Source organism: Sphingomonas endophytica, assembly GCF_001476895.1.
GTDB lineage: Bacteria > Pseudomonadota > Alphaproteobacteria > Sphingomonadales > Sphingomonadaceae > Sphingomonas > Sphingomonas endophytica_A.
In genome coordinates, this window is the sequence record NZ_LDTB01000046.1 from 21384 (window position 1) to 40553 (window position 19170).

At 68.8% G+C, this 19170-nt stretch carries 15 protein-coding genes; 4 read left to right on the forward strand and 11 right to left on the reverse strand.

Annotated features, from left to right (window positions below):
• Positions 1-8 precede the first annotated feature (8 nt).
• From addA to NS334_RS11500, 8 genes are all read right to left on the reverse strand, one after another.
• A complete protein-coding gene (gene addA / locus NS334_RS11465; RefSeq protein ID WP_058756094.1) occupies positions 9-3458 on the reverse strand; it encodes a double-strand break repair helicase AddA in 3450 nt (1149 codons plus the stop codon).
• 132 nt (positions 3459-3590) lie between these two features.
• A complete protein-coding gene (gene addB / locus NS334_RS11470) occupies positions 3591-6572 on the reverse strand; it encodes a double-strand break repair protein AddB (RefSeq protein WP_058756095.1) in 2982 nt (993 codons plus the stop codon).
• Entirely contained in the window at positions 6565-7263 is a 699-nt protein-coding gene (locus NS334_RS11475; RefSeq protein WP_083500432.1) for a nucleotidyltransferase family protein, read from the reverse strand. The genes addB and NS334_RS11475 overlap by 8 nt, the downstream gene beginning before the upstream one ends.
• 53 nt (positions 7264-7316) lie before the next feature.
• A complete protein-coding gene (locus tag NS334_RS11480) occupies positions 7317-8300 on the reverse strand; it encodes an aminoglycoside phosphotransferase family protein (RefSeq protein ID WP_058756130.1) in 984 nt (327 codons plus the stop codon).
• Positions 8297-8752 (reverse strand): tRNA (adenosine(37)-N6)-threonylcarbamoyltransferase complex ATPase subunit type 1 TsaE, encoded by a 456-nt coding sequence (tsaE, locus tag NS334_RS11485; RefSeq protein WP_241491924.1) that lies wholly within the window; start codon positions 8750-8752, stop codon positions 8297-8299. The genes NS334_RS11480 and tsaE overlap by 4 nt, the downstream gene beginning before the upstream one ends.
• Complete coding sequence (locus NS334_RS11490) at positions 8749-11085, reverse strand: sensor histidine kinase (protein ID WP_058756097.1); 2337 nt, start codon at positions 11083-11085, stop codon at positions 8749-8751. The genes tsaE and NS334_RS11490 overlap by 4 nt, the downstream gene beginning before the upstream one ends.
• A 151-nt stretch (positions 11086-11236) precedes the next feature.
• Positions 11237-12658 carry an adenosylhomocysteinase gene (gene ahcY, locus NS334_RS11495; RefSeq protein ID WP_058756098.1) on the reverse strand — a complete coding sequence of 474 codons (1422 nt, stop codon included), beginning with the start codon at positions 12656-12658 and terminating at the stop codon, positions 11237-11239.
• A 180-nt stretch (positions 12659-12838) separates the two neighbouring features.
• Entirely contained in the window at positions 12839-13399 is a 561-nt protein-coding gene (locus tag NS334_RS11500) for a YqgE/AlgH family protein (protein WP_058756099.1), read from the reverse strand.
• 97 nt (positions 13400-13496) lie between these two features.
• Between NS334_RS11500 and NS334_RS11505 the strand changes: the two genes are divergently transcribed.
• The 3 genes from NS334_RS11505 (at position 13497) to NS334_RS11515 (ending at position 16024) form a co-directional block, all read left to right on the forward strand.
• Positions 13497-13976, forward strand: coding sequence for a peroxiredoxin (locus NS334_RS11505; RefSeq protein WP_058756100.1), 480 nt, complete (start codon positions 13497-13499; stop codon positions 13974-13976).
• Between the two features lie 78 nt (positions 13977-14054).
• Positions 14055-15485 (forward strand): AMP nucleosidase, encoded by a 1431-nt coding sequence (locus tag NS334_RS11510; RefSeq protein ID WP_058756101.1) that lies wholly within the window; start codon positions 14055-14057, stop codon positions 15483-15485.
• Positions 15486-15553: 68 nt separating this feature from the next.
• Complete coding sequence (locus NS334_RS11515; protein WP_058756102.1) at positions 15554-16024, forward strand: hypothetical protein; 471 nt, start codon at positions 15554-15556, stop codon at positions 16022-16024.
• Positions 16025-16074: 50 nt separating this feature from the next.
• Here NS334_RS11515 and NS334_RS11520 read toward each other — a convergent pair whose 3' ends face one another.
• Entirely contained in the window at positions 16075-16836 is a 762-nt protein-coding gene (locus NS334_RS11520) for an alpha/beta fold hydrolase (protein ID WP_058756103.1), read from the reverse strand.
• On the reverse strand, positions 16817-17251 hold the full coding sequence (locus NS334_RS11525; RefSeq protein ID WP_241491925.1) for a GFA family protein: 435 nt from the start codon (positions 17249-17251) through the stop codon (positions 16817-16819). Before NS334_RS11525 ends, NS334_RS11520 begins: the two co-directional genes overlap by 20 nt.
• A 101-nt stretch (positions 17252-17352) precedes the next feature.
• On the opposite strand from NS334_RS11525, the gene NS334_RS11530 reads away from it, so the two are divergent.
• On the forward strand, positions 17353-17961 hold the full coding sequence (locus NS334_RS11530) for a YitT family protein (protein WP_241491926.1): 609 nt from the start codon (positions 17353-17355) through the stop codon (positions 17959-17961).
• Positions 17962-18025: 64 nt separating this feature from the next.
• Here the strand turns inward: NS334_RS11530 and NS334_RS11535 are convergent, their stop codons facing one another.
• Positions 18026-19096: an aspartate-semialdehyde dehydrogenase gene (locus tag NS334_RS11535; protein ID WP_058756106.1), complete on the reverse strand. Its 1071-nt coding sequence runs from the start codon at positions 19094-19096 to the stop codon at positions 18026-18028.
• Positions 19097-19170 lie beyond the last annotated feature (74 nt).

A 19170-nucleotide genomic window follows, 5' to 3' on the forward strand; every position in this document is an offset into this window, starting at 1 on the left:
CCGCGCGCTCAACCGTCGACGGGCAAGCTTTGCTCCGGGCCGGAGAAGCGGCGCTTGACCGGACCCAGCAGTTCGGCGGGCAGATCGATCAGGCGCGGCCCGGCGGTATAGAGCAACGCCACTTCGACGCGGGTGCCCGGGAAGATCACCTCCAGCGCGGCATGATAGGCCGCCATCTGGCGCAGGTGATAGTCGGGCAAGTCGGCGACACCGGCGGGGACGCTGCGCCCGGTCTTATAGTCGATCGCGCGGACCACGCCGTCGCCGACCAGCAGCCGGTCGATCGTGCCGGAAATGACGCGCCCGCTGGGCAGGGTCGCCGCGATCGGGGCTTCGGCGAGGGCGTCGGGGCCGAACAGCGCGGCATAGGCCGGATCGTTCAGCACCGTCATCACCGGCGCGATCACGTCCTGCGGATCGCCGACGCCGCGCGCGGTGAGCCAGCGAAGTGCCGCCGCCTCGCGGGTGGCGGGCGCGAGCGGTGGCAAACGCTCGAACAGCGCGTGCAGCAACGTGCCGCGTGCCGCCGCGTCGCGCGCGGCGGGTGCGGGCGGTGCGTCGCTGACCTCATCGTCGCCGACCGACGACGGGGTGAGTGGACGAGGCGGCTTGGCATCCTCGGGGGCAAGGCGGCGCGCCCAGTCAGGGAGCGCGATGGCGGTTTCGTCCGGGTCCCCTGCCCCGCCCTTCGGGGCAACCGGCTTGGCGGGGTGGCGGCCGGTGTAGATGCGTTCGTCCTCACCCCCGACGCCCAAGGCATCGAGCGTGCGCGCGGCGGCGGCGTACCAGCTCGCCTCGGGCGGGACGCCCTGCCATTTGGCGCTGAGCGACCCCGCGATGACCAGCCGTTCCTCCGCGCGCGTCGCCGCGACATAGAACAGCCGCCAATGTTCCTGCCGTTCGCGTTCCTCCACCTGTGCCAGCGCGATGTCGATCGCCCCGGCACGCTCGGCGCTGCGCGGGCGGAACACCGGGATCGGCTTCTCCATTCCCTCCGGCGTCCACATCAGGGTGGAGCGCGGCGAGGCGTCGGGATCGGCGGTGGCATCGGCGAGGATCACCAGCGGGGCCTGCAATCCCTTCGCCCCGTGCGCGGTCATCACCCGCACCGCGTCCAGCGGCGCGGCGGCGTCGCGGACGATCTCCACCTCGTCGCGCTCGAACCAGTCGAGGAAGCGTTGCAGCGACGGGGTCGAGCCGGTTTCGAAATCCAGCGCGGCGTTCAGCAGTTCCTCGATCGGGTCACGCGCTTCCTCGCCCAGCCGCGCCAGCAGCTTGCGCCGACCGTCGAGCGGGCCGGACAGCAGCATCTCCAGGAATCGGTACGGCGTGTCGAAATCCGCGCTGGCCAGCAGCCCGGTCAGCGCGGTGACATGCTCCGCATATTGGCGCGACAGGTGTCGCCATAGCGATCCCTGCCGCTCGACCGCGCGCTCCAGCAATTGCTCCTGCGTCCAGCCGATCAACGGAGAGACGAGCAGGCTGGCGAGGCTGAGATCGTCGTCGGGCTGCAGCACGAAGCGGACGGCGGCGAGCAGGTCCTGCACGGCCAGGGGCGCGGAGAGGCGGAGGCGATCGACGCCCGCGACCGGCACGCCCTCGGCATACAATCGCGCGACGAGCAGTTGCGCGAGTTCGCCGCGCCGCTTGACGAGGATCATGACGTCCTCGGGGCGGAGGCGGCGGCCCTTGCTGTCGAGCATCAGCCCGCCGTGTTCGACCGGGCCGAGCCAGCGCTTCACCGCCTGCGCGATGCGCGTTGCATTGGCGCGGACCGCATCGTCGATCCACCCTTCTTCGCCCCCGTCCTCGGCATCGGTCGCGCCGGCCGAGATCGGCGGCCACAGCACGACCGCGCCCGGCCCGGTCACACGGCTGGCATGTTCCGGAATGTCCTCCGCCGCGCCCAGCCCGGCCGCGCCGACCGTCGCGATCGCCTGATCCACGAACTCCAGCACCGGCGCGGTCGAGCGGAACGAGTCCGTCAGCGACAGGCGATCGAACGGCAGCCCGCGTTCGTCGTCGGGCATCATGTCGTCGCCCGCCACATCCTTCGCCCGTGCCGCAAAATAGCGTTCGGCCGCCAGGAAGTTGATCGGATCGGTGCCCTGGAACCCGAAGATCGCCTGCTTCAGGTCGCCCACCGTGAACAGCGTCCGCACCGACGGCGCATAGACGCCGCGCCCGACGAAATATTCGTCCACCAGCGCGCGGATGATCGTCCATTGCGCGACATTGGTGTCCTGCGCCTCGTCGACCAGCACATGTTCGGTGATCTGGTCCAGCTTGTAGCGGATCCACTCGCCGATCCCCTCCTGCCGCAGCAGCGCGACCGCCGCGTCGATCAGGTCGTTGAAATCGACCGCGCCGCTGCGCCGCTTCGCCGCCGCATAGCCGCGGGCATAGTCGCGCCCGACCTCCAGCGCCGCGCCCAGTTTGTCGGCATAGGCGGCCCGCGTCCGCAGCGACAGCAGCTCGCCGCACCAGCCATGCATCCGTAGCGCGTGCTCGGCGTAATCGGGATCGACCGGCGCGCGGCCCTTGCCGAACGACAGCGGATCGCCGTCCTTCTTCGCCCAGACCAGATGCAACCGGTCGAGCGTCGCTGCGCGCTCGTCGGTATCGGCGGACAGCCACGCGCCGATCGCCTCCGCCCGCTCGACGCCGCTCTTGGTCCCCCACGCGCGGTTGAGCGCAGCGATCGTGTCGAGCGTATCGCGGTCGAACGCGCCGTCCGCGCAGGCCGCGCGAATATGTTCGGCGACATCGCCGAGCGGCAGCCCGAGCTGGGTGCGGACGAATGCGATGACGCCCGCCGGTAAAGCCTCCAATCCGTCATGAGCACGCGCGCAATCGGCGAGGAATTGCTCTGCGCCCTGTTCGCCCAATCGGACGCTTAGCGCGCCGATCGTCTCCACCGGGCGCGTCCGTCCCTCGCGCTCCGCCTGTACCAGCAGGTCCGACAGCGCCTGCCGGCGCAGCAGCGCTTCCTCGCGCGGCTCGATCGGGCGAAAGCCGGGAACCAGGCCGGCCTCGATCGGAAAGGCAGCTAGAAGTCCCTGACAAAAACCGTGAATCGTCTGGATGCGCAAGCCGCCGCCCGGCGCGTCGAGGACGCGCGCGAACAGCGTCCGGGCGCGCGCGACCAGCGCCGGCGTCGGCCGCTCGCCCAGCGCGGCCAGATCGGCGCCCAGCGCGGTGTCGGCCATCCGCACCCACGCGGCAAGTTGGCGATTGACCCGCGCCGCCATCTCCGCCGCCCCCGCCTTGGTGAAGGTCAGGCACAGGATCGCGGACGGCTCAACATCCCGTAACAACAGGCGAAAAACCCGCGCCGCCAGTACCTGCGTCTTGCCCGTTCCCGCAGAGGCGGACAACCAGACATGCGCCTCCGGCCGGCTGGCCTGAAGCTGCGCATCCTTGAGTTGGGGGAGCGGGGTGACGGCGCGAGGAGTCATGTGCGGTTGCCCCCGCACGCCATCGTCATCCCCGCGAAGGCGGGGATCCAGAACCTCTGACCTCCGTGATGGAGGCGCGACGACAGCGCGTCTGGATTCCCGCCTGCGCGGGAATGACGATGAGGACGGCGGCTACGCATCGCGGCCATACCATTCGTCACGGCGCATCAACTGGTCATATTCCGCGAACGGCGCGAACTCCGGGTGCAGCTTCGCCGTAAATGGTTGATCTCCGGTCAGCCAGCGGGCCGCAGCCTCGGCAAAGCTGTCCCGTGCGGCGCGGACGAAATCGTCGGTCAGGATCCGTCCGCCCTTGCCGGCCGGGTCGGCGGGGCTCGACACCGAGCCGAACGTGTCGCCCTTTTTTGCGAGCGACCAATATTCGAACGCGGTCGCCTCCCCCGTCACACCGTCAAATCCGCCCGCCTCGGCGATCGCGCCGAGCAGTCCGAGTTGCAGGTTGAAGCCGCCGCGCACCGCCGCGACCGAGGGCGCCTTGCCCGTCTTGTAATCGACGATGCCCAGCCCGCCATCGGACATCCGGTCGATGCGGTCGAAGCGCCCGGTCAGTTCGATCCCCGACAACTCGGCCTTGCCGCGTCCCTCGACCGCCAGCACCGCGCGACCCGTGGCGCGATCGGCGAGCGTCCTGGCCGCGACCCACTCGAACGCGGCGATCAGCCGAGGTTGCCACAACGCGCGCAACAGCGGGTGGGTGGCGGGATCGGCGAGCAGCGTCCGCGCGCGCGGCAACAGTTTCTCGGCGTCGCAGCCGTCTTCGCGTGCCCACGCTTCCAGCACCGCATGGACCGCCGTACCGCGCCACGCCGCGCTGGGATCGGCATCCACTGCGTCGAGCGGCGACAGCTTCAGGATGCGACGCGCGTAGAAGGCGAACGGATCGGCCTTCAACCGATCGACCTCGGTCACCGAAATCTGCCTCGGGCGCAGGGACTTGCGCGGCAGGGGTTCCGGGCGATCGACCGGGGTCGGCACACGCGTGCCGTCGAGCGCGCGCGCCCACGCCGCCAGCGTGCCGTCGCGGGGAAAACGCTCGCCCGTCATCGCTTCCAGCCGCAGCCAGAAACGCGAGGCGAGCGCGGGCGAGCGCGCGTCGCGGCGCGCGCGCGTCAGGACGATCTGCCTCGCACCCAGCGCCTGACCGAAATCGTGCGCGGCGACGCCGATCCCCCGATCAAGCCCAGGCAATCCCAGTTCGGCGCGAACGCGCGGCGCGAGCCACGGGTCGGGCGCGGGCAGGCCTGGCCATGTCCCCTCGTTCAGCCCGGACAGGATCATCAGGTCGGCGCGTTGCAGCCGCGCCTCCATCAGCCCGTAGATGGCGAGGCGCGGATGGCGCTCGCGCGGCAACAGCCGGATCGCGATCTCCTCCATCAACAGCCGCAGCAGCGGGGCGAAGCCGGCGGGGGCGATGGCATGGGGCCCGAGCGGGGCGTGCGTCTCCATACCGGTCAGCAGATCGGCGGCCGCGCGCCCCGCGGGACCACGCCACGCTTCCTCTCCCGCGAGCAGATTCGCCGCCTCGCGCAAACACGCGACCAGCGACGGCAGCGTCACTGCCCCGCTCCCGCCGAACCCGCGCGCAACCGGTTCGAGCAGGGCGCGCGCCTCACGCCACCATTCGGCCGCGCGCGCGCGCTCGGGCGCGGCGGCGAGGTGGCGGTCGATCCCCTCCAGCCCGGGCGCGGGGCGCGGGCCGCGCAGCGCGCGGTCGAGGCGGCGGACGCCATCGAGCCAGGCGCCGCGCTGATCGCCCGCGCGCACCAAAGGATGCTTGAGCAAGGTCAGCAGCGCCATCGGCGCGAAATCCTGCGCCGCCGCCTCGACGATCGCGGTCAGCAGCGTGCCGGGCGGCAGGATCGCAAGCGCGCGGCCCGCGCTGTCATCGACCTCGATATTCCAGCGCCGGCAATGTGCCGCGACGCGTCGCGCGAGCATCCGGTCGGGGGTGACCAGCGCAGCGGTGAGCCCGGGCGTCTCGATCGCCTCGCGCAATTTCAGCGCGATCGCCTGCGCCTCCTCGGCAGGGGTCGCGAGTTCCACGGCGGTAACGCCACTCAGCCTTCGGTCGGCGGCGTCCAGCGCTGTCCATTTGGCGGTAAAGCGTGCCGGGGCAAGCGCATTGGCGATCGCCCGTCCGCGCGCGGCATCGGCGTCATGCTCGCTGGCGGCCATCCAGCGCGTCACCTCGCTTCGGTCGGCGCCGATACGTTCGAGCAGCAGCTTGAGATGAAACTGTGGATGGACCTCGATCGATCGCGCGCGCACGCCGGTCACGGCGTCGGGCTGATGCGGCCCGAGCGCATCCCATTCCGCTTGGGGCAGCGAGAGATCGAGATCGGCGAACACCACCATCCCGCGCGGCAGTGCGGCGACGGTGCGCAGCAACCGCGCGACGGCGGGCGCGGGATCGGTGATCCCGGCCGCGCAGACGAACCCGTCCGGCGGCGACGCACGCCAGCGCGCCGCCTGTCGATCGATCAACAGGATACGCCGCTCGGCGGCATCGATGGCCCCCAGCCGCTCGCGCTCGGCGGGCCAGCGGTCGAGCAGGATGCGGAACAGTCGGAGCGCCGTTTCCCAGTGATCCGACAGTCCCTCGCCCGGATCGATCGCGGCCAATCGCGCGGGCGGCACTTCCTCAACGATCAACTGGTCGAGCGTACCCGCCAGTTCGCCCGCCAGCCGTACGGCCTCCGCGGCGTCGACAGGGCGCCCCGCGGCGGCACGTTCTTCCTCGACCAGCCGCGCCAGGATCATCCGGCGTTGCAGCGGATCGACGGCGGGCGGCAACGGCGGCACCGCGTCGGCCGGGTCGAGCGCCGCACCGACCCCGGCATCCAGTTCCTCACCACCCAGCGCGACAATGCGCGGCAGCAACAGCGCCCCGCCGCTGGCGCGCACGAACGCCTCGCGCACCGCCAGGCCACCACGGTTGTTTGGAACCAGCACCAGCCCGCGCGCCAACGCCAGTCGGTCGCCGCCGAAGCGACGCAACAGCCCGGCGACCAGCGCATCCGCGAACGCGCGGTGCGCCGGGATGGTGTGGAGCCGCAAGCCACGTCCGCCCGCACTCGGCGGCGCGTCAGCCATCCGCGAGCAGCGCCTCGGTCCGCTTCACGGCACCCGGCACGTTGATTTCAGACCACAAACCCTGATGAACCAGGCCGTAGGCGCGTCCGCCCGCGATCGCCCGATCCCAGAAGACGTTGGTCGAGAACGGCCCCTCCGGCCAGTCGCGGATCAGGCGTGGCGACAGGATCTGCACCCCCGTAAAAACGAAGGGAGCGACGCGCCCCGGCTTGCGCCGCCCGCTGATCCGCCCGTCCGCGGCGAGATGGAAGTCGCCCTGTCCGCCATGGTTGTGCGCGCGCGCATAGGGAACCATCAACAGCAAGGCGTCCATCGCCGCATCGTCCCAACGCGCCGCCAGTTGCCGGATCGCGTCGGTCGGGCCGTCGAGCCAGAGATTATCGGCATTGACGACCAGGAATGGGTCATCGCCGAGCAGCGGCATCGCCTTCACGATCCCGCCGCCGGTTTCCATCAACTGCGCGCGTTCGTCGGAGACGATCACCTCGATGCCGTGGACGCGATGATGAAGATACGCTTCCAGCGCGTCCGCAAGGTAGTGCACGTTGACCACCGCACGCTCCACGCCCGCCGCGCGCAGCCGGTCGAAATTGTGGTCGATCAACGTGCGACCGCCGACCTCGATCAGAGGCTTCGGGCGCGTTGCGGTCAGCGGGCGCATCCGCTTGCCGACCCCCGCCGCCATCACCATCGCGGTGCGCGGCACCCGCGCGCCCGGATCGGGGCGGATGTAGCGGGGCCGGCTCACGCCAGCCCCCGCGCGCCGGCGATAAGCAGCGGGTCGCCGCGCAGCTCCGGTGGGATGTTCGCGTCGAACCAGCGTGCGACCGGGGCAAGGACCGGCTGCGTCAGATCCCGTTCCAGATAGGTCCAAACGCGCGGGCACAGTGCCGGATAGCGCGGCTTGCCGTCGCGTTTCCACAACCGGGCGAAGATGCCGACGATCTTCGCGTTCCGCTGCGCTCCCAGCACGTGATAGGATTGCATGAAGGTCTCCCCCTCCCCCGTCGCGTCGCGGTACCGCGCCAGCATCCGCTCCTCCAGCGACGGATCAACGTCGCGCCGCGCGTCTTGCAACAACGACACCAGATCGTAGGCAGGATGCCCGGCCAGCGCATCCTGGAAATCGAGCAGGCCGAGTGTCCGCCGTTCGCCGACCAGCATCAGGTTCTCGGCATGATAGTCGCGTAGCACCGTCACCGGCGCCGCCGCCTCGGCGTGATGAAGCACTTCGTCCCAGGCGGCACGATAGCCATCGCCATCGATGCTCAGGCCGATCGCCGGGCAATACCAGTCGATCAGCAATGCTGCCTCACGCTGCAACTCGTCACGGTCGTAACGACGCCAGTCCCCGGCGGGATGCGCGCGCAGCGCTACGAGCAGGTCGATGGCGGCGGCGTATAGCGGAACGGCCGCCTCCGGATCGGCATCGACGGTTTCGCGAAGGCGAACGTCGCCGAAATCTTCGATCAGAACCAAACCGCGCTCCATGTCGATCGCATGGATCGCCGGTGCCGCGAAGGCACGCGCGGTCAGCCAGCGGGCCACGTCGAGGAACGGACGGGGATCCTCGTGCGGGGGCGGCGCATCCATCAGGATCGCACGCCGCGTATCGGCATGAACGCGGAAGTAGCGGCGGAAAGAGGCGTCACCAGCGAGCGGCTCGATCCGCGCTCCGCTCCAGCCATGCGCATCTAGAAAGGCCGGAGCATCCGCCGGCGGGGTCATCGTGGCCATCGGCCGTCCCAAGCGTCCGGCGCCGCCCAAGTCAAGCGACGCGCGCCATCCTGTTCGATCGCGATGTGGAGCGCGAGCGCGTCCGGCCAATAGCCGGGCCCCGCCCGTTCCGGCCATTCGACCAGCAACGCCGCATCGTGGCGCGCCTCATCCAGCCCCAGTTCTTCCACCTCCGCCGGATCATCGAGCCGGTACAGGTCGATATGCAGCACGTCGAGGCGCACCTCCGGGGGCTCGTAGGGCTGGACGATAGCGAAGGTCGGGCTGGGCGCCTCCTCCGCCAGGCCCAACGCCGCGAGCACGCCGCGCGCGAAGCTGGTCTTGCCCGCACCCAGATCGCCGCTCAGTGTCACGACATCGCCCGCGCGCAGCGACGCGGCGAGTTGCGCGCCCGCGGCCTCGGTCGCCGCGGCATCCACCAGCCGTCGTTCCCCGCGCATCATCGCCGCGGCAGATCGACCGTCACCACGGTGCCCGTGTCCGGTTCGCTGACCAATGTGATCGTCCCGCCATGTGCCTCGACGAACTGTTTGGCGAGCGGCAGCCCCAGTCCGAGCGCGCGCTCGCCGGCGGCCGAAATCCCCTCACGCGCGAAGCGATCGAAGGCGCGCGCCATCTGTTCTGGGGTCATCCCCGGGCCATCGTCCGTCACGACGATCCGCGCGCCCCTGGCGTTGCCGTCGACGCGCAGCGTCACATGCCCCTCATCCTGCGCCGCGCCGACCGCATGGCGGAGCAGATGTTCGACCACCTCCCGGATGCGGCGCGCATCGCCGGTCAGGCGCCCGGCGGAGCGCTGGATCTCTACGATCATTTCGACCTGGTGACGCTTCGCGGTCGCGCGTAGCGAATCGGCCGCCGCGCGCGCCACCGCCGCGACGTCGATGTCCGCGCGCTCCAGTGGTCGGGCGCCCGTATCCGTGGACGTCAGATCGAGCACATCGTCGATCAGCAGCCCCAACCGGTCAACCGAGTCGAGGATCGCGTCGAGATAGGCGATCGCATCGGGCGACAAATCACCGGCGTAGCCACCGTGCAGCATCTCGGCGAAACCGCTGATCGAGGTCAGCGGCGTCCGCAATTCGTAGCTCATGTTGGCGACAAAGGCGGTCTTCACCTGATCGGCCGCCTCCAACGCCTCGTTCCGGTCGCGCAACGCCTGCTCCATGGCGCGACTGTCGCTGATGTCGAGCATCGTGAACAACGCGTTGCCGTCCGGCAGCGGGACCGCCGCGAACTCGAACTGTCGTCCATCGGCCAGTGCGATATGTCCGGCGCGTTGGTGGCGCTCGATCGTCGCGACCCGCACCAGCTCCGCGATCGAGCGCGCCCGGCGCGGGTTCGACAATTTCGATGCGATCCGTTCCGCGATCACATCGACACGCGGACGACCGGTCAGGAATTCGTCCTCCAGATCCCACACGGCCCGGAAACGATTGTTCCAGAGCTGGAGCCGGCCGTCCGCAGAGAATACGCCCAGCGCCTCGAACAGGTTGTCGAAGGTCGCGGTGCGGACGCGCAGCAACGTGTCGCGGGCACTGGCGAGCTGTACCTGCTCCGTCCGATCCTCGAAGATCACCATCAGTCCGCCGTCCGGGATCGGCTGCGCCACGACGCGCAGGTGCGTGCCACCCGGCAGATGCCAATTTTCCTCGACCGCCGCATCGGCGCCGACGAACCAGCCGCGTCGCTCCGCCTTCCAGCCGGGGAAGTCGCGCACCTCGGGCACCCGATTCGCCTCGCGCATCCGCTCCAGCACGCGATCGAATTCCGGCCGATCGGCGAGCCATTCCAGGCGCATCGCGAACATGCGTCGGAACGGCTGGTTGCAGAACACCAGGCTTCGGTCGCGTCCGAACTGCGCCACGCCCGCCGATAGCCGGTCGAGCATGGCACGCTGCGCATCGGCGAAGCGGCGTTCGCGCGCGTGGCTCTGTTCCAGTTCCTCGATGTCGATGGCATAGCCCGCGACGCCGCCGACCGGCAGCGGCACGTCATGGATGCGCAGCGACCGGCGCGCACCGCCGATCGTGGCGGGCAGGACGCGCTGCTGCGGGCGCGCCTCGTCACGCGCCATCGCGGCGCCTGCGGTCGGGCTACCCTGCCCTGAGCCGTCGACCAGTTCCAGCCCGCGCCCGACCACATCGGCGGCGCTGGTCCCTTCCACGGCGTTGACATAGGCCGAGTTGACCATCGCCAGCTGAAGGTCGCTGTCGCGATACCACATCGGCAGCGGAGCGGCTTCCACCAGACCCGTCAGCGCATCGAAGGCATCGGACAGATCGACGCACTCGGCGCGCAGTCGCCGCATCTCCCCTTCGCTGGCGGTCGAGTCATAGAACCACAGGATCACCGCCTCGCCGCGTCGATCGCCCTGAATCGTCAGCGTGCGTCCGCCGTCGCGCGCATGGACGCTCTGGGTGAAGCCGCGCGCCGATCGCTGGCACGCCGACAGCGCCCGCGACACCGCCTGCGCCTCCGCAGGAGCCATACCCCAGCCGGCGGCCTCCACTTCCTGGAGATAGGCGGGGATGTCGGTGAAACCCAGCCAGTCGGCGACGCGACGCGCCATCTCGATCCTGCCGTTCGGAAACACGACCACCGGCTGCATCGGCGCGGCGGCGAGCAACGTCTCCATCGCTTCCCGCTCGTGCACCGCATCGACGGCGGCGGCCTTCGCGCGCAATCCCAGCGCGATCAGCACCGCTCCCGCCAGGACGAGCAGCAGCACCACGGCCCCTGCCGCCACCGCGACGGTCGGCGGGAACATGATCATGGATGGGACACGATCCGCAGCATGGCCGACTGTCTAGGAGCGGCGCGGCGCAGCGGCAAGGCGGACGGCGCCATTATCGACGCGCCAACAATGAGAAAGGGCGAGGTCGAAGCCCCGCCCTTCCCTTTCTCGCCAGACGCGCGTCGCGCGATCAGTAACGATAGTGATCCGGCTTGAACGGCCCTTCGACCGGCACGCCGATGTAGCCCGCCTGCTTCGGCGTCAGCTTGGAGAGCTGAACGCCCAGCTTCTCCAGGTGCAGCGCCGCGACCTTCTCGTCGAGATGCTTGGGCAGGACGTAGACCTCGTTCTTGTAGTTCTCGGACTTGGTCCACAGCTCGATCTGCGCCAGCGTCTGGTTGGTAAACGACGCCGACATCACGAACGACGGGTGACCGGTCGCGCAGCCCAGGTTCACCAGGCGCCCCTTGGCGAGGATGATGATCTGCTTGCCGTCCGGGAACTTCACCAAGTCGGTGCCCGGCTTCACTTCGCTCCAGTCATAGTTGCTGAGCGCCGCGATCTGGATCTCGCTGTCGAAGTGGCCGATGTTGCAGACGATCGACATCGGCTTCATCGCCTTCATGTGATCGGCGGTGATGACGTCGGCGTTGCCGGTGGCGGTCACGAAGATGTCGGCGCGCTTCACCGCCTCGTCCATCGTCACGACCTCGAAGCCCTCCATCGCCGCCTGCAGCGCGCAGATCGGATCGATCTCGGTGACCAGCACGCGCGCGCCGCCGTTACGCAGCGACTGCGCCGACCCCTTGCCCACGTCACCGAAGCCCGCGACGCACGCCACCTTGCCGGCCAGCATCACGTCGGTGGCGCGGCGGATCGCGTCGACCAGCGATTCCTTGCAGCCGTAGAGGTTGTCGAACTTCGACTTAGTGACCGAGTCGTTGACGTTGATCGCCGGGAACGGCAGCTCGCCCTTCTTGGCGATCTCGTACAGGCGGTGCACGCCGGTCGTGGTTTCTTCCGAAACGCCCTTCAGGTTCTTGACCGTCTGCGTCAGGTAACCCGGATACTTGGCGATGAACGCCTTGACCGAGCGCTGGAACTCGACCTCTTCCTCATTCTCCGGCTCGCCGAAGGTCGCGCCAGCTTCCAGCTTCGCGCCCCAGAGCGCGAACATCGTGGCGTCGCCGCCATCGTCCAGAATGATGTTGGCGGTCGTCCCGTCGGTGTCGGCACCCCAGTTGAAGATGTCGCCGACATAGTCCCAGTATTCGGCGAGCGTCTCGCCCTTCACCGCGAACACCGGGATCCCGGCTGCGGCGATGGCGGCAGCGGCGTGGTCCTGCGTCGAATAGATGTTGCAGGTCGCCCACCGGACGTCCGCGCCCAGCGCGACCAGCGTCTCGATCAGCACCGCGGTCTGGATCGTCATGTGGAGCGAGCCGGTGATGCGCGCGCCCTTCAGCGGCTGCGACGCGCCGAATTCCTCGCGCAGCGCCATCAGGCCGGGCATCTCCGTCTCCGCGATCGCGATCTCGGCGCGGCCGAAATCGGCGAGGGCGATGTCCTTGATGACATAGTCGTTCTTGTCGAGCACGGGGGCGGTTGCCACGGCGTTGTCTCCAGTCAGATGAGGCCGACCAAGGCGCGCATCGCACCGATCGGCATCCGCGCGCCTTAGCCGCGAACGCTGCCCGGATCAAATATAAAGGTATCTTTATATGTGGTGAGCGAGCCGTTCATGTCGGTTAACGACGTCCTGCCGCCCATACGGGCCGGGACGGCGACGGTCTCAGCTGTGCCCGCTCTGACTCGACAGCAGACGCGGATCGACCCCCGCCGTGGCGAAGCCGCGCGTCCAGCGCTTCTGGACCGGCGTGTCGAATAGCATGTCGGGCACATCGGCGACATTCAGCCAGCCGTGGCGGGTCAGCTCCTCCTCCAGCTGCCCGGGTCCCCAGCCCGCATAGCCGAGCGCGACCAGCCAACGGGTCGGCCCGGTCCCGGCCGCGATCGCGCGCAGGACGTCGAGCGTCCCCGACAGGGCCCAGCGGCCGGCGACATCAAGCGTATCCTGCCCGCCCCAGTCCAGCGAGTGCAGCACGAAGCCGCGTCGCGGCTCCACCGGACCTCCGAAATGCACAGGGGCGTCGGGCGCCACCCCCGGCGCGATCTCCAGCTGCTCCAGCACCTCGTGCAGCCCCAGCCCGCTGACGACCGCACCCACGCCGACGCCCAGCGCGCCGTTCGCGTCATGGCTGCACATCGCGATCACGGAACGATCGAAGCGCGTGTCACCGATGCCGGGCATCGCCAGCAGGAACTGGCCCGTCAGGAATGTCGCTTGTTCCATCACGCTGATCTAGGCGTTCGGATCGCGCTTGCCAAAGCTTGAAATTGCCGCGTCCGCTCGCCATCGCTGCGCGGCAACCTTGATCGGAGATAATGACATGACCATCGGCATCGGCGATCCGCTTCCGTCCGCGAAGCTTACCCGCATCACCAGCGACGGGCTGGAGCCGGTGGACAGCGCCACCTTTTTCAAGGGGCGCCGCGTCGCACTGTTCGCCGTCCCCGGCGCGTTCACCCCGACCTGTTCCGCACGCCACCTGCCGGGCTTCGTCGAAAAGACCGAGGCGCTGCGCGCGAAGGGCATCGACGAGATCGCGTGCACGGCGGTCAACGATCCCTTCGTCCTGGGCGCTTGGTCGAAGCAGAACGGCGCCGAGGGAATAACCATGCTGGCTGACGGCAATGCCGATTTCGCGTCCGCGATCGGGCTCGACATGGACGGCACGGCGTTCGGCATGGGACGCCGAAGCCAGCGCTACGCGATGGTCGTCGACGACGGCGTCGTGGCGGCGCTGTACGTCGAGGCGCCGGGCGAGTTCCGGGTGAGTTCGGCGGAACATCTGCTCGACACGCTCTGATGACCCGCGCCCGCCGCTGTCCATGGGAGGGCGGCGGGCGGACTTGTCGCCGTCACACGGACTATGTAACCGTTCGGGATGACAGCGAACGATCTCGTCCAGCAACTCGACCAGCTTTACACCGCCTCCGTCGGCCGGCTGAAGGCAGCGATCAGCGCCTATATCGCCGACGGCTCCGTTCCCGACCATGCGACTCGCGCCAATGGCGCTTTCGCCTATCCGGAGATCCGGCTGCGCTTCGCCGGAGGTGACGGCCGTCCCACTCCGATGCGATCGTTCGGACGGCTGGTCAGCCCCGGCGAATACCGGATCAGCGTCACGAAGCCGGCGGTGTTCGCGGACTATCTGATCGAACAGCTCACACTGCTGATCGAGGATTATGACGTCACCGTCGAAGCGGTGCCGGGGACGCAGGAAATCCCTTACCCCTACGTCATCGACGCGGGTCACGCGCTGAGTCTCGATGCGGTGTCCGCAGCGGAACTGGCCCGATACTTCCCGACCACCGAGCTCGCCTTCATCGGCGACGAGATCGCCGACGGGCTGTGGGCGTCGATCGACGGCACGCGCCCGCTGGCGCTGTTCGATGGCCTGCGCACCGACTTCAGCCTCGCGCGATTACGGCATTACACCGGCACGCCGCCGGAGCATGTGCAGCGCTACGTGCTGTTCACCAATTATCACCGCTATGTCGACGAATTCGTCCGCTGGGGCGCGCAGCAGGTAAGCGAGGGTGGGCGGTTCACCGCCTTGTCGGGGCCGGGGGGCGTGTTGTTTCGGGCGGGCGACGATCCCGCCATGCTGGACGACAGCGCGTGGCGTCGGTTGCAGATGCCCGCCTATCATCTGATGGCCGACGATCGCACCGGCATCACGCTGGTCAACATCGGCGTCGGGCCGTCGAACGCGAAGACGATCTGCGACCATCTGGCGGTGATGCGCCCCGAGGCGTGGGTGATGATCGGGCATTGCGGCGGCCTTCGTCCCTCGCAGCGGATCGGCGACTATGTGCTTGCGCACGCCTACCTTCGTGACGACCATGTGCTGGACGACATGCTGCCGCCGGAAATCCCGGTTCCGGCGATCGCCGAGGTCCAACAGGCGCTGGCCCGCGCGGCGGAGACGGTGTCGGGGCAGTCGGGCGACGAACTCAAGCGGCGGCTGCGCACCGGCACGATCGTCACCACCGACGATCGCAACTGGGAGCTTCGCTATGCCCGTTCGGCATTGCGATTCTCGCTCAGCCGCGCGGTGGCGATCGATATGGAATCGGCAACGATCGCGGCGCAGGGCTACCGCTTTCGCGTGCCCTATGGGACGCTGTTGTGCGTATCGGACAAGCCGCTGCATGGTGAGTTGAAGCTGCCCGGCCAGGCCAACCGCTTCTACGAACGCGCGATCAGCGAGCATATGCGGATCGGCATCGAAACGTGCGAGGAACTGCGGCGCGAGGGCGCGAAGCTTCACAGCCGCAAGCTGCGCGCGTTCAACGAGCCGCCGTTCCGCTGACCGATCCCGGAAACCCTGCGCCTGCCGTGCGTTGCGGCACCGAAATCTTTTGACAAAGGGAGCAGCCGATGGCCGACGACAGCAGCGAAACTCCGACGCCCACCGCGTCGAAGCCGGCCACCCCGCGTCGTCGGGCGCCGCGCAAGGCGGCAGCTCCCAAGGCCGCCTCGCCGCGCAGCAGCGCGGCCAAGGCGAAGACGCCGAAGAACGAGGCCACCACCGCCGAGAAGAAGCCAGTCAAGCGCACCGCACGATCGAGCGCCGCCACGTCGCGCTCGCCATCGACGCGCAAGTCCGCTGCACGCGGCGCCGGCGCGATCGAGAAGGTGGGCGGCAAGTGGGGAGCCGCGGCGATCGCCGGTGGCGTGGCGGCGATCGGTGCGGCGGCGACGGCGGCGCTGCTGACGTTGCGAGGATCGACCCCGAAGACTAACGATTCCAAAGAGAAGCAGGGCGCTCATCAGCCGGACGGGACCGACTCATCGGCATCGTTCGAGGCGAAGATCGCCGATGAGAATGTGATTCCCGAGAAGGCGTGAACGGCCACTCGTGACCCCCGCGGCGCCGGGGGTAATGGGTCGGGCGATCGTCACCCCGCCAGGAAGTCGGCGATCGCCTGCCCCAGTTCCGGCTTCGTTACCGCGCTCATGTGGTTTCCCGGAATCTCGACGTACCGGGCGTGTGGCAGGGCGTCGGCGAGGGCGGGCGCACTGCCGTTGTCGTCGTCGTCGCGACCGCACACGACCAGAACCGGCTGGGGGATCGTATCGAGCATCGCGTCGGGCGTGCCGACGAAGGTATCGATGATCCCGAGCAGCGCGACCGGATCCCCGCCGGTGGTCTTCAGGAACGCCTCGGCCATCCATTCGGGGCTGCCGCGCTCATGCTTTCCGAGGTTCGTCAGGATGTTGCGGAAGTGGCCCGCGCGGCGATCGGCGCGGGTGATGCCGTCCAGACCCATGCCGGAGATCACGACGCGGCGCGGCGTCGCGCCGGTCGCCAGCATCCGTACCGTCGTCCGTGCGCCCAGCGAATAACCGCCGAGATCATAGTCGCTTAGCCCGAGGTGCGCGATCAACGCATGGCCGTCGCGCGCGAGCGCGTCGGGCGGATAGGCGTCGGGATCATGCGGGCGCGCGCTGTCGCCGTGCGCGCGCAGGTCCGGCATGATGACCCGGAAACCCCTGGCCGCGATCGTGGCGGCGTGGCCATATTTCAGCCAGTTGGTCTGCGCATCGGAGAAGAAGCCGTGGATCAGCACGACCGGTCGCCCCTCGCCCAGTTCGCGCCATGCGATGCGCGCTCCGTCAAAACTGTCGAAGAATCGGGTATCAGTCAGGGACTTTGCCACGCGTTTCGATCCATTTTCTGACCACGGCAGGAATTTCCGCGGTGCGTTTCTCCGGCAGGTCGCGCGCGCCGTGCCACGCGGCAAGCCGGCTCTCGACGCCGACCACGATCACCGGATGCAGGCTGCCCGGATCGTCGAAGCTGCCGACGGTCAGGTCGAGGCTGTCGTCCCCGATCCCTTCATAGGTCAGCGGCGTGCCGCACCGGGCGCAGAACCCGCGCAGCGCGATCTCGGAAGAGCGGAAGCGATCGGGTTCGCGCGTGATCCAGGTGACGGCGGCACGCGGCACCTGCTTGAGCGCCGCGAAGACGCCGCCGGTCGCGCGCTGGCACATCCGGCAGTGACAGAACATCGCATCCGCGTCGGCGACTTCGACGCTGTAGCGCACGCTGCCGCACTGGCAGCCTCCGGTCATCGCGCGAGCCATCTGCACGCTCTAGCCAGCACATGCCTTGCCGTCCACTCCACCTGATGCTGCATTGCAGCACGCGCGAGGCTGGCATAAGGGCTGCGCCGGTGAACACCGCCGATCCCCTGCCTCATTCCGCGCTCGAAGACAGCTATGCGCTGCTGCTCGGCTGCATCCTGGTCGTGCTGGGCCTTGCGCTGCTGCACGCGGCGGGGCTGGTGACGGGCGGCACCGCCGGAATTGCGCTGCTGCTCTCCTATCTGATCCCGTTGCCGAGCGGGGTGCTGTTCACGCTGATCAACCTGCCCTTCATGCTGCTGGCGTGGAAGGCGATGGGGCGGCGGTTCACGATCCGCACCGTCGCGGTCGGGATCGGCGTCGCGGCGCTGGGCACGTGGACGCGGCTGGGGCTGACGATCGCGCATATCGACCCCGCCTTCGCGGCGCTGGCCGGCGGATCGGTGATCGGGTTCGGCGCGCTGGCGCTGGCGCGGCATCATGCCGGGATCGGCGGCACCGGCGTGGTCACGCTGTGGTTGCAGAAGCGGCGCGGCTGGAATGCCGGCCGGACGCAGATGACGATCGACACGGTGATCCTGCTGACGTCGCTGGCGTTCCTGCCCGCCGAGCGGGTCGGCTGGTCGGCGGTGTCGGCGGCGGCGGTCAGCGGGATCCTGATCGCCTGGCATCGGCCCGGGCGATATACGGGATATTGAGGGGGCCGCCCTCCACCAACCCGCTCCGTCATTCCCGCCTGCGCGGGAATGACGGATAGTGGATTTACTCCGCGGTCAGCACCGCCTGAAAGTCCTCTTCGCCAGTCTCATCCGCCTTCTTCAGGTGGCGACGTCCCAGCAGTTCGGCGATCTGCACCGCGTTCAACGCCGCGCCCTTGCGGAGGTTGTCGCTGACGCACCAGAGTGCCAGACCGTTGTCGACGGTCGGATCCTCGCGCACGCGGCTGACATAGGTCGCGTCGTCGCCGGCGCTTTCGACCGGCGTGACGTAACCGCCGTCCTCGCGCTTGTCGACGAGCATCACGCCCGGCGCCTCGCGCAGAATGCGCTGCGCGTCCTCGGCCGACAGTTCGTTCTCGAATTCGATGTTCAGCGCCTCGGAATGGCCGACGAACACCGGCACGCGGACGCAGGTCGCCGTGACCTTGATCCTGGGATCGAGGATCTTCTTGGTTTCGACCACCATCTTCCACTCTTCCTTGGTCGAACCGTCGTCCAGGAAGCTGTCGATGTGCGGGATCACGTTGAACGCGATCTGCTTGGTGAACTTCTTCGCCTCCGCCGGATCGCCGACGAAGATGTTGCGGCTCTGTTCAAAGAGCTCGTCCATGCCGATCTTGCCCGCGCCGGACACCGACTGATAGGTCGCCACGACAACGCGCTTGATCGTCGCCGCGTCGTGCAGCGGCTTGAGCGCGACGACCATCTGCGCGGTCGAGCAATTCGGATTGGCGATGATGTTCTTGCGCGTGTAGCCGTCGATCGCCTCGGCATTCACCTCCGGCACGATCAGCGGCACGTCCGGGTCCATGCGGTAGAGCGACGAATTGTCGATCACCGTGCAGCCCGCGGCCGCGAACTTCGGCGCATAGACCGCCGTCGCCTCGCTGCCGATCGCGAACAGCGCCATGTCCCAGCCGGCCGGATCGAAATGCTCGATGTTCTTGACCGTCAGCATCCGGCCGGTGTCGCCATATTCGATCTGGTCGCCGACCGAGCGCGACGACGCCAGCACCGCGATCTCATCCGCCGGAAACTGCCGCTCGGCGAGGATGTTGACCATCTCGCGCCCGACGTTGCCCGTGGCACCCGCCACCACCACCCGGTAACCCATATCCGTCCTTCCATGCGCCGCGCCATGCGCCGCTATCGTTTCGTGTCGCGAGTGCGCCCTAGCGCCGCAATTTT

Excerpts from the sequence above, each read along its gene's own strand:
- NS334_RS11515 (WP_058756102.1), top strand. The coding sequence starts at position 15,554 with ATGGCCGACGACAGCAGCGAAACTCCGACGCCCACCGCGTCGAAGCCG.
- NS334_RS11480 (WP_058756130.1), bottom strand. The coding sequence starts at position 8,300 with ATGACCCCGCCGGCGGATGCTCCGGCCTTTCTAGATGCGCATGGCTGG.
- addB (WP_058756095.1), bottom strand. The coding sequence starts at position 6,572 with ATGGCTGACGCGCCGCCGAGTGCGGGCGGACGTGGCTTGCGGCTCCAC.
- addA (WP_058756094.1), bottom strand. The coding sequence starts at position 3,458 with ATGACTCCTCGCGCCGTCACCCCGCTCCCCCAACTCAAGGATGCGCAG.
- NS334_RS11475 (WP_083500432.1), bottom strand. The coding sequence starts at position 7,263 with ATGGTGATGGCGGCGGGGGTCGGCAAGCGGATGCGCCCGCTGACCGCA.
- NS334_RS11510 (WP_058756101.1), top strand. The coding sequence starts at position 14,055 with ATGACAGCGAACGATCTCGTCCAGCAACTCGACCAGCTTTACACCGCC.
- NS334_RS11535 (WP_058756106.1), bottom strand. The coding sequence starts at position 19,096 with ATGGGTTACCGGGTGGTGGTGGCGGGTGCCACGGGCAACGTCGGGCGC.
- tsaE (WP_241491924.1), bottom strand. The coding sequence starts at position 8,752 with ATGATGCGCGGGGAACGACGGCTGGTGGATGCCGCGGCGACCGAGGCC.
- NS334_RS11490 (WP_058756097.1), bottom strand. The coding sequence starts at position 11,085 with ATGATCATGTTCCCGCCGACCGTCGCGGTGGCGGCAGGGGCCGTGGTG.
- NS334_RS11505 (WP_058756100.1), top strand. The coding sequence starts at position 13,497 with ATGACCATCGGCATCGGCGATCCGCTTCCGTCCGCGAAGCTTACCCGC.
- NS334_RS11500 (WP_058756099.1), bottom strand. The coding sequence starts at position 13,399 with ATGGAACAAGCGACATTCCTGACGGGCCAGTTCCTGCTGGCGATGCCC.
- NS334_RS11525 (WP_241491925.1), bottom strand. The coding sequence starts at position 17,251 with ATGACCGGAGGCTGCCAGTGCGGCAGCGTGCGCTACAGCGTCGAAGTC.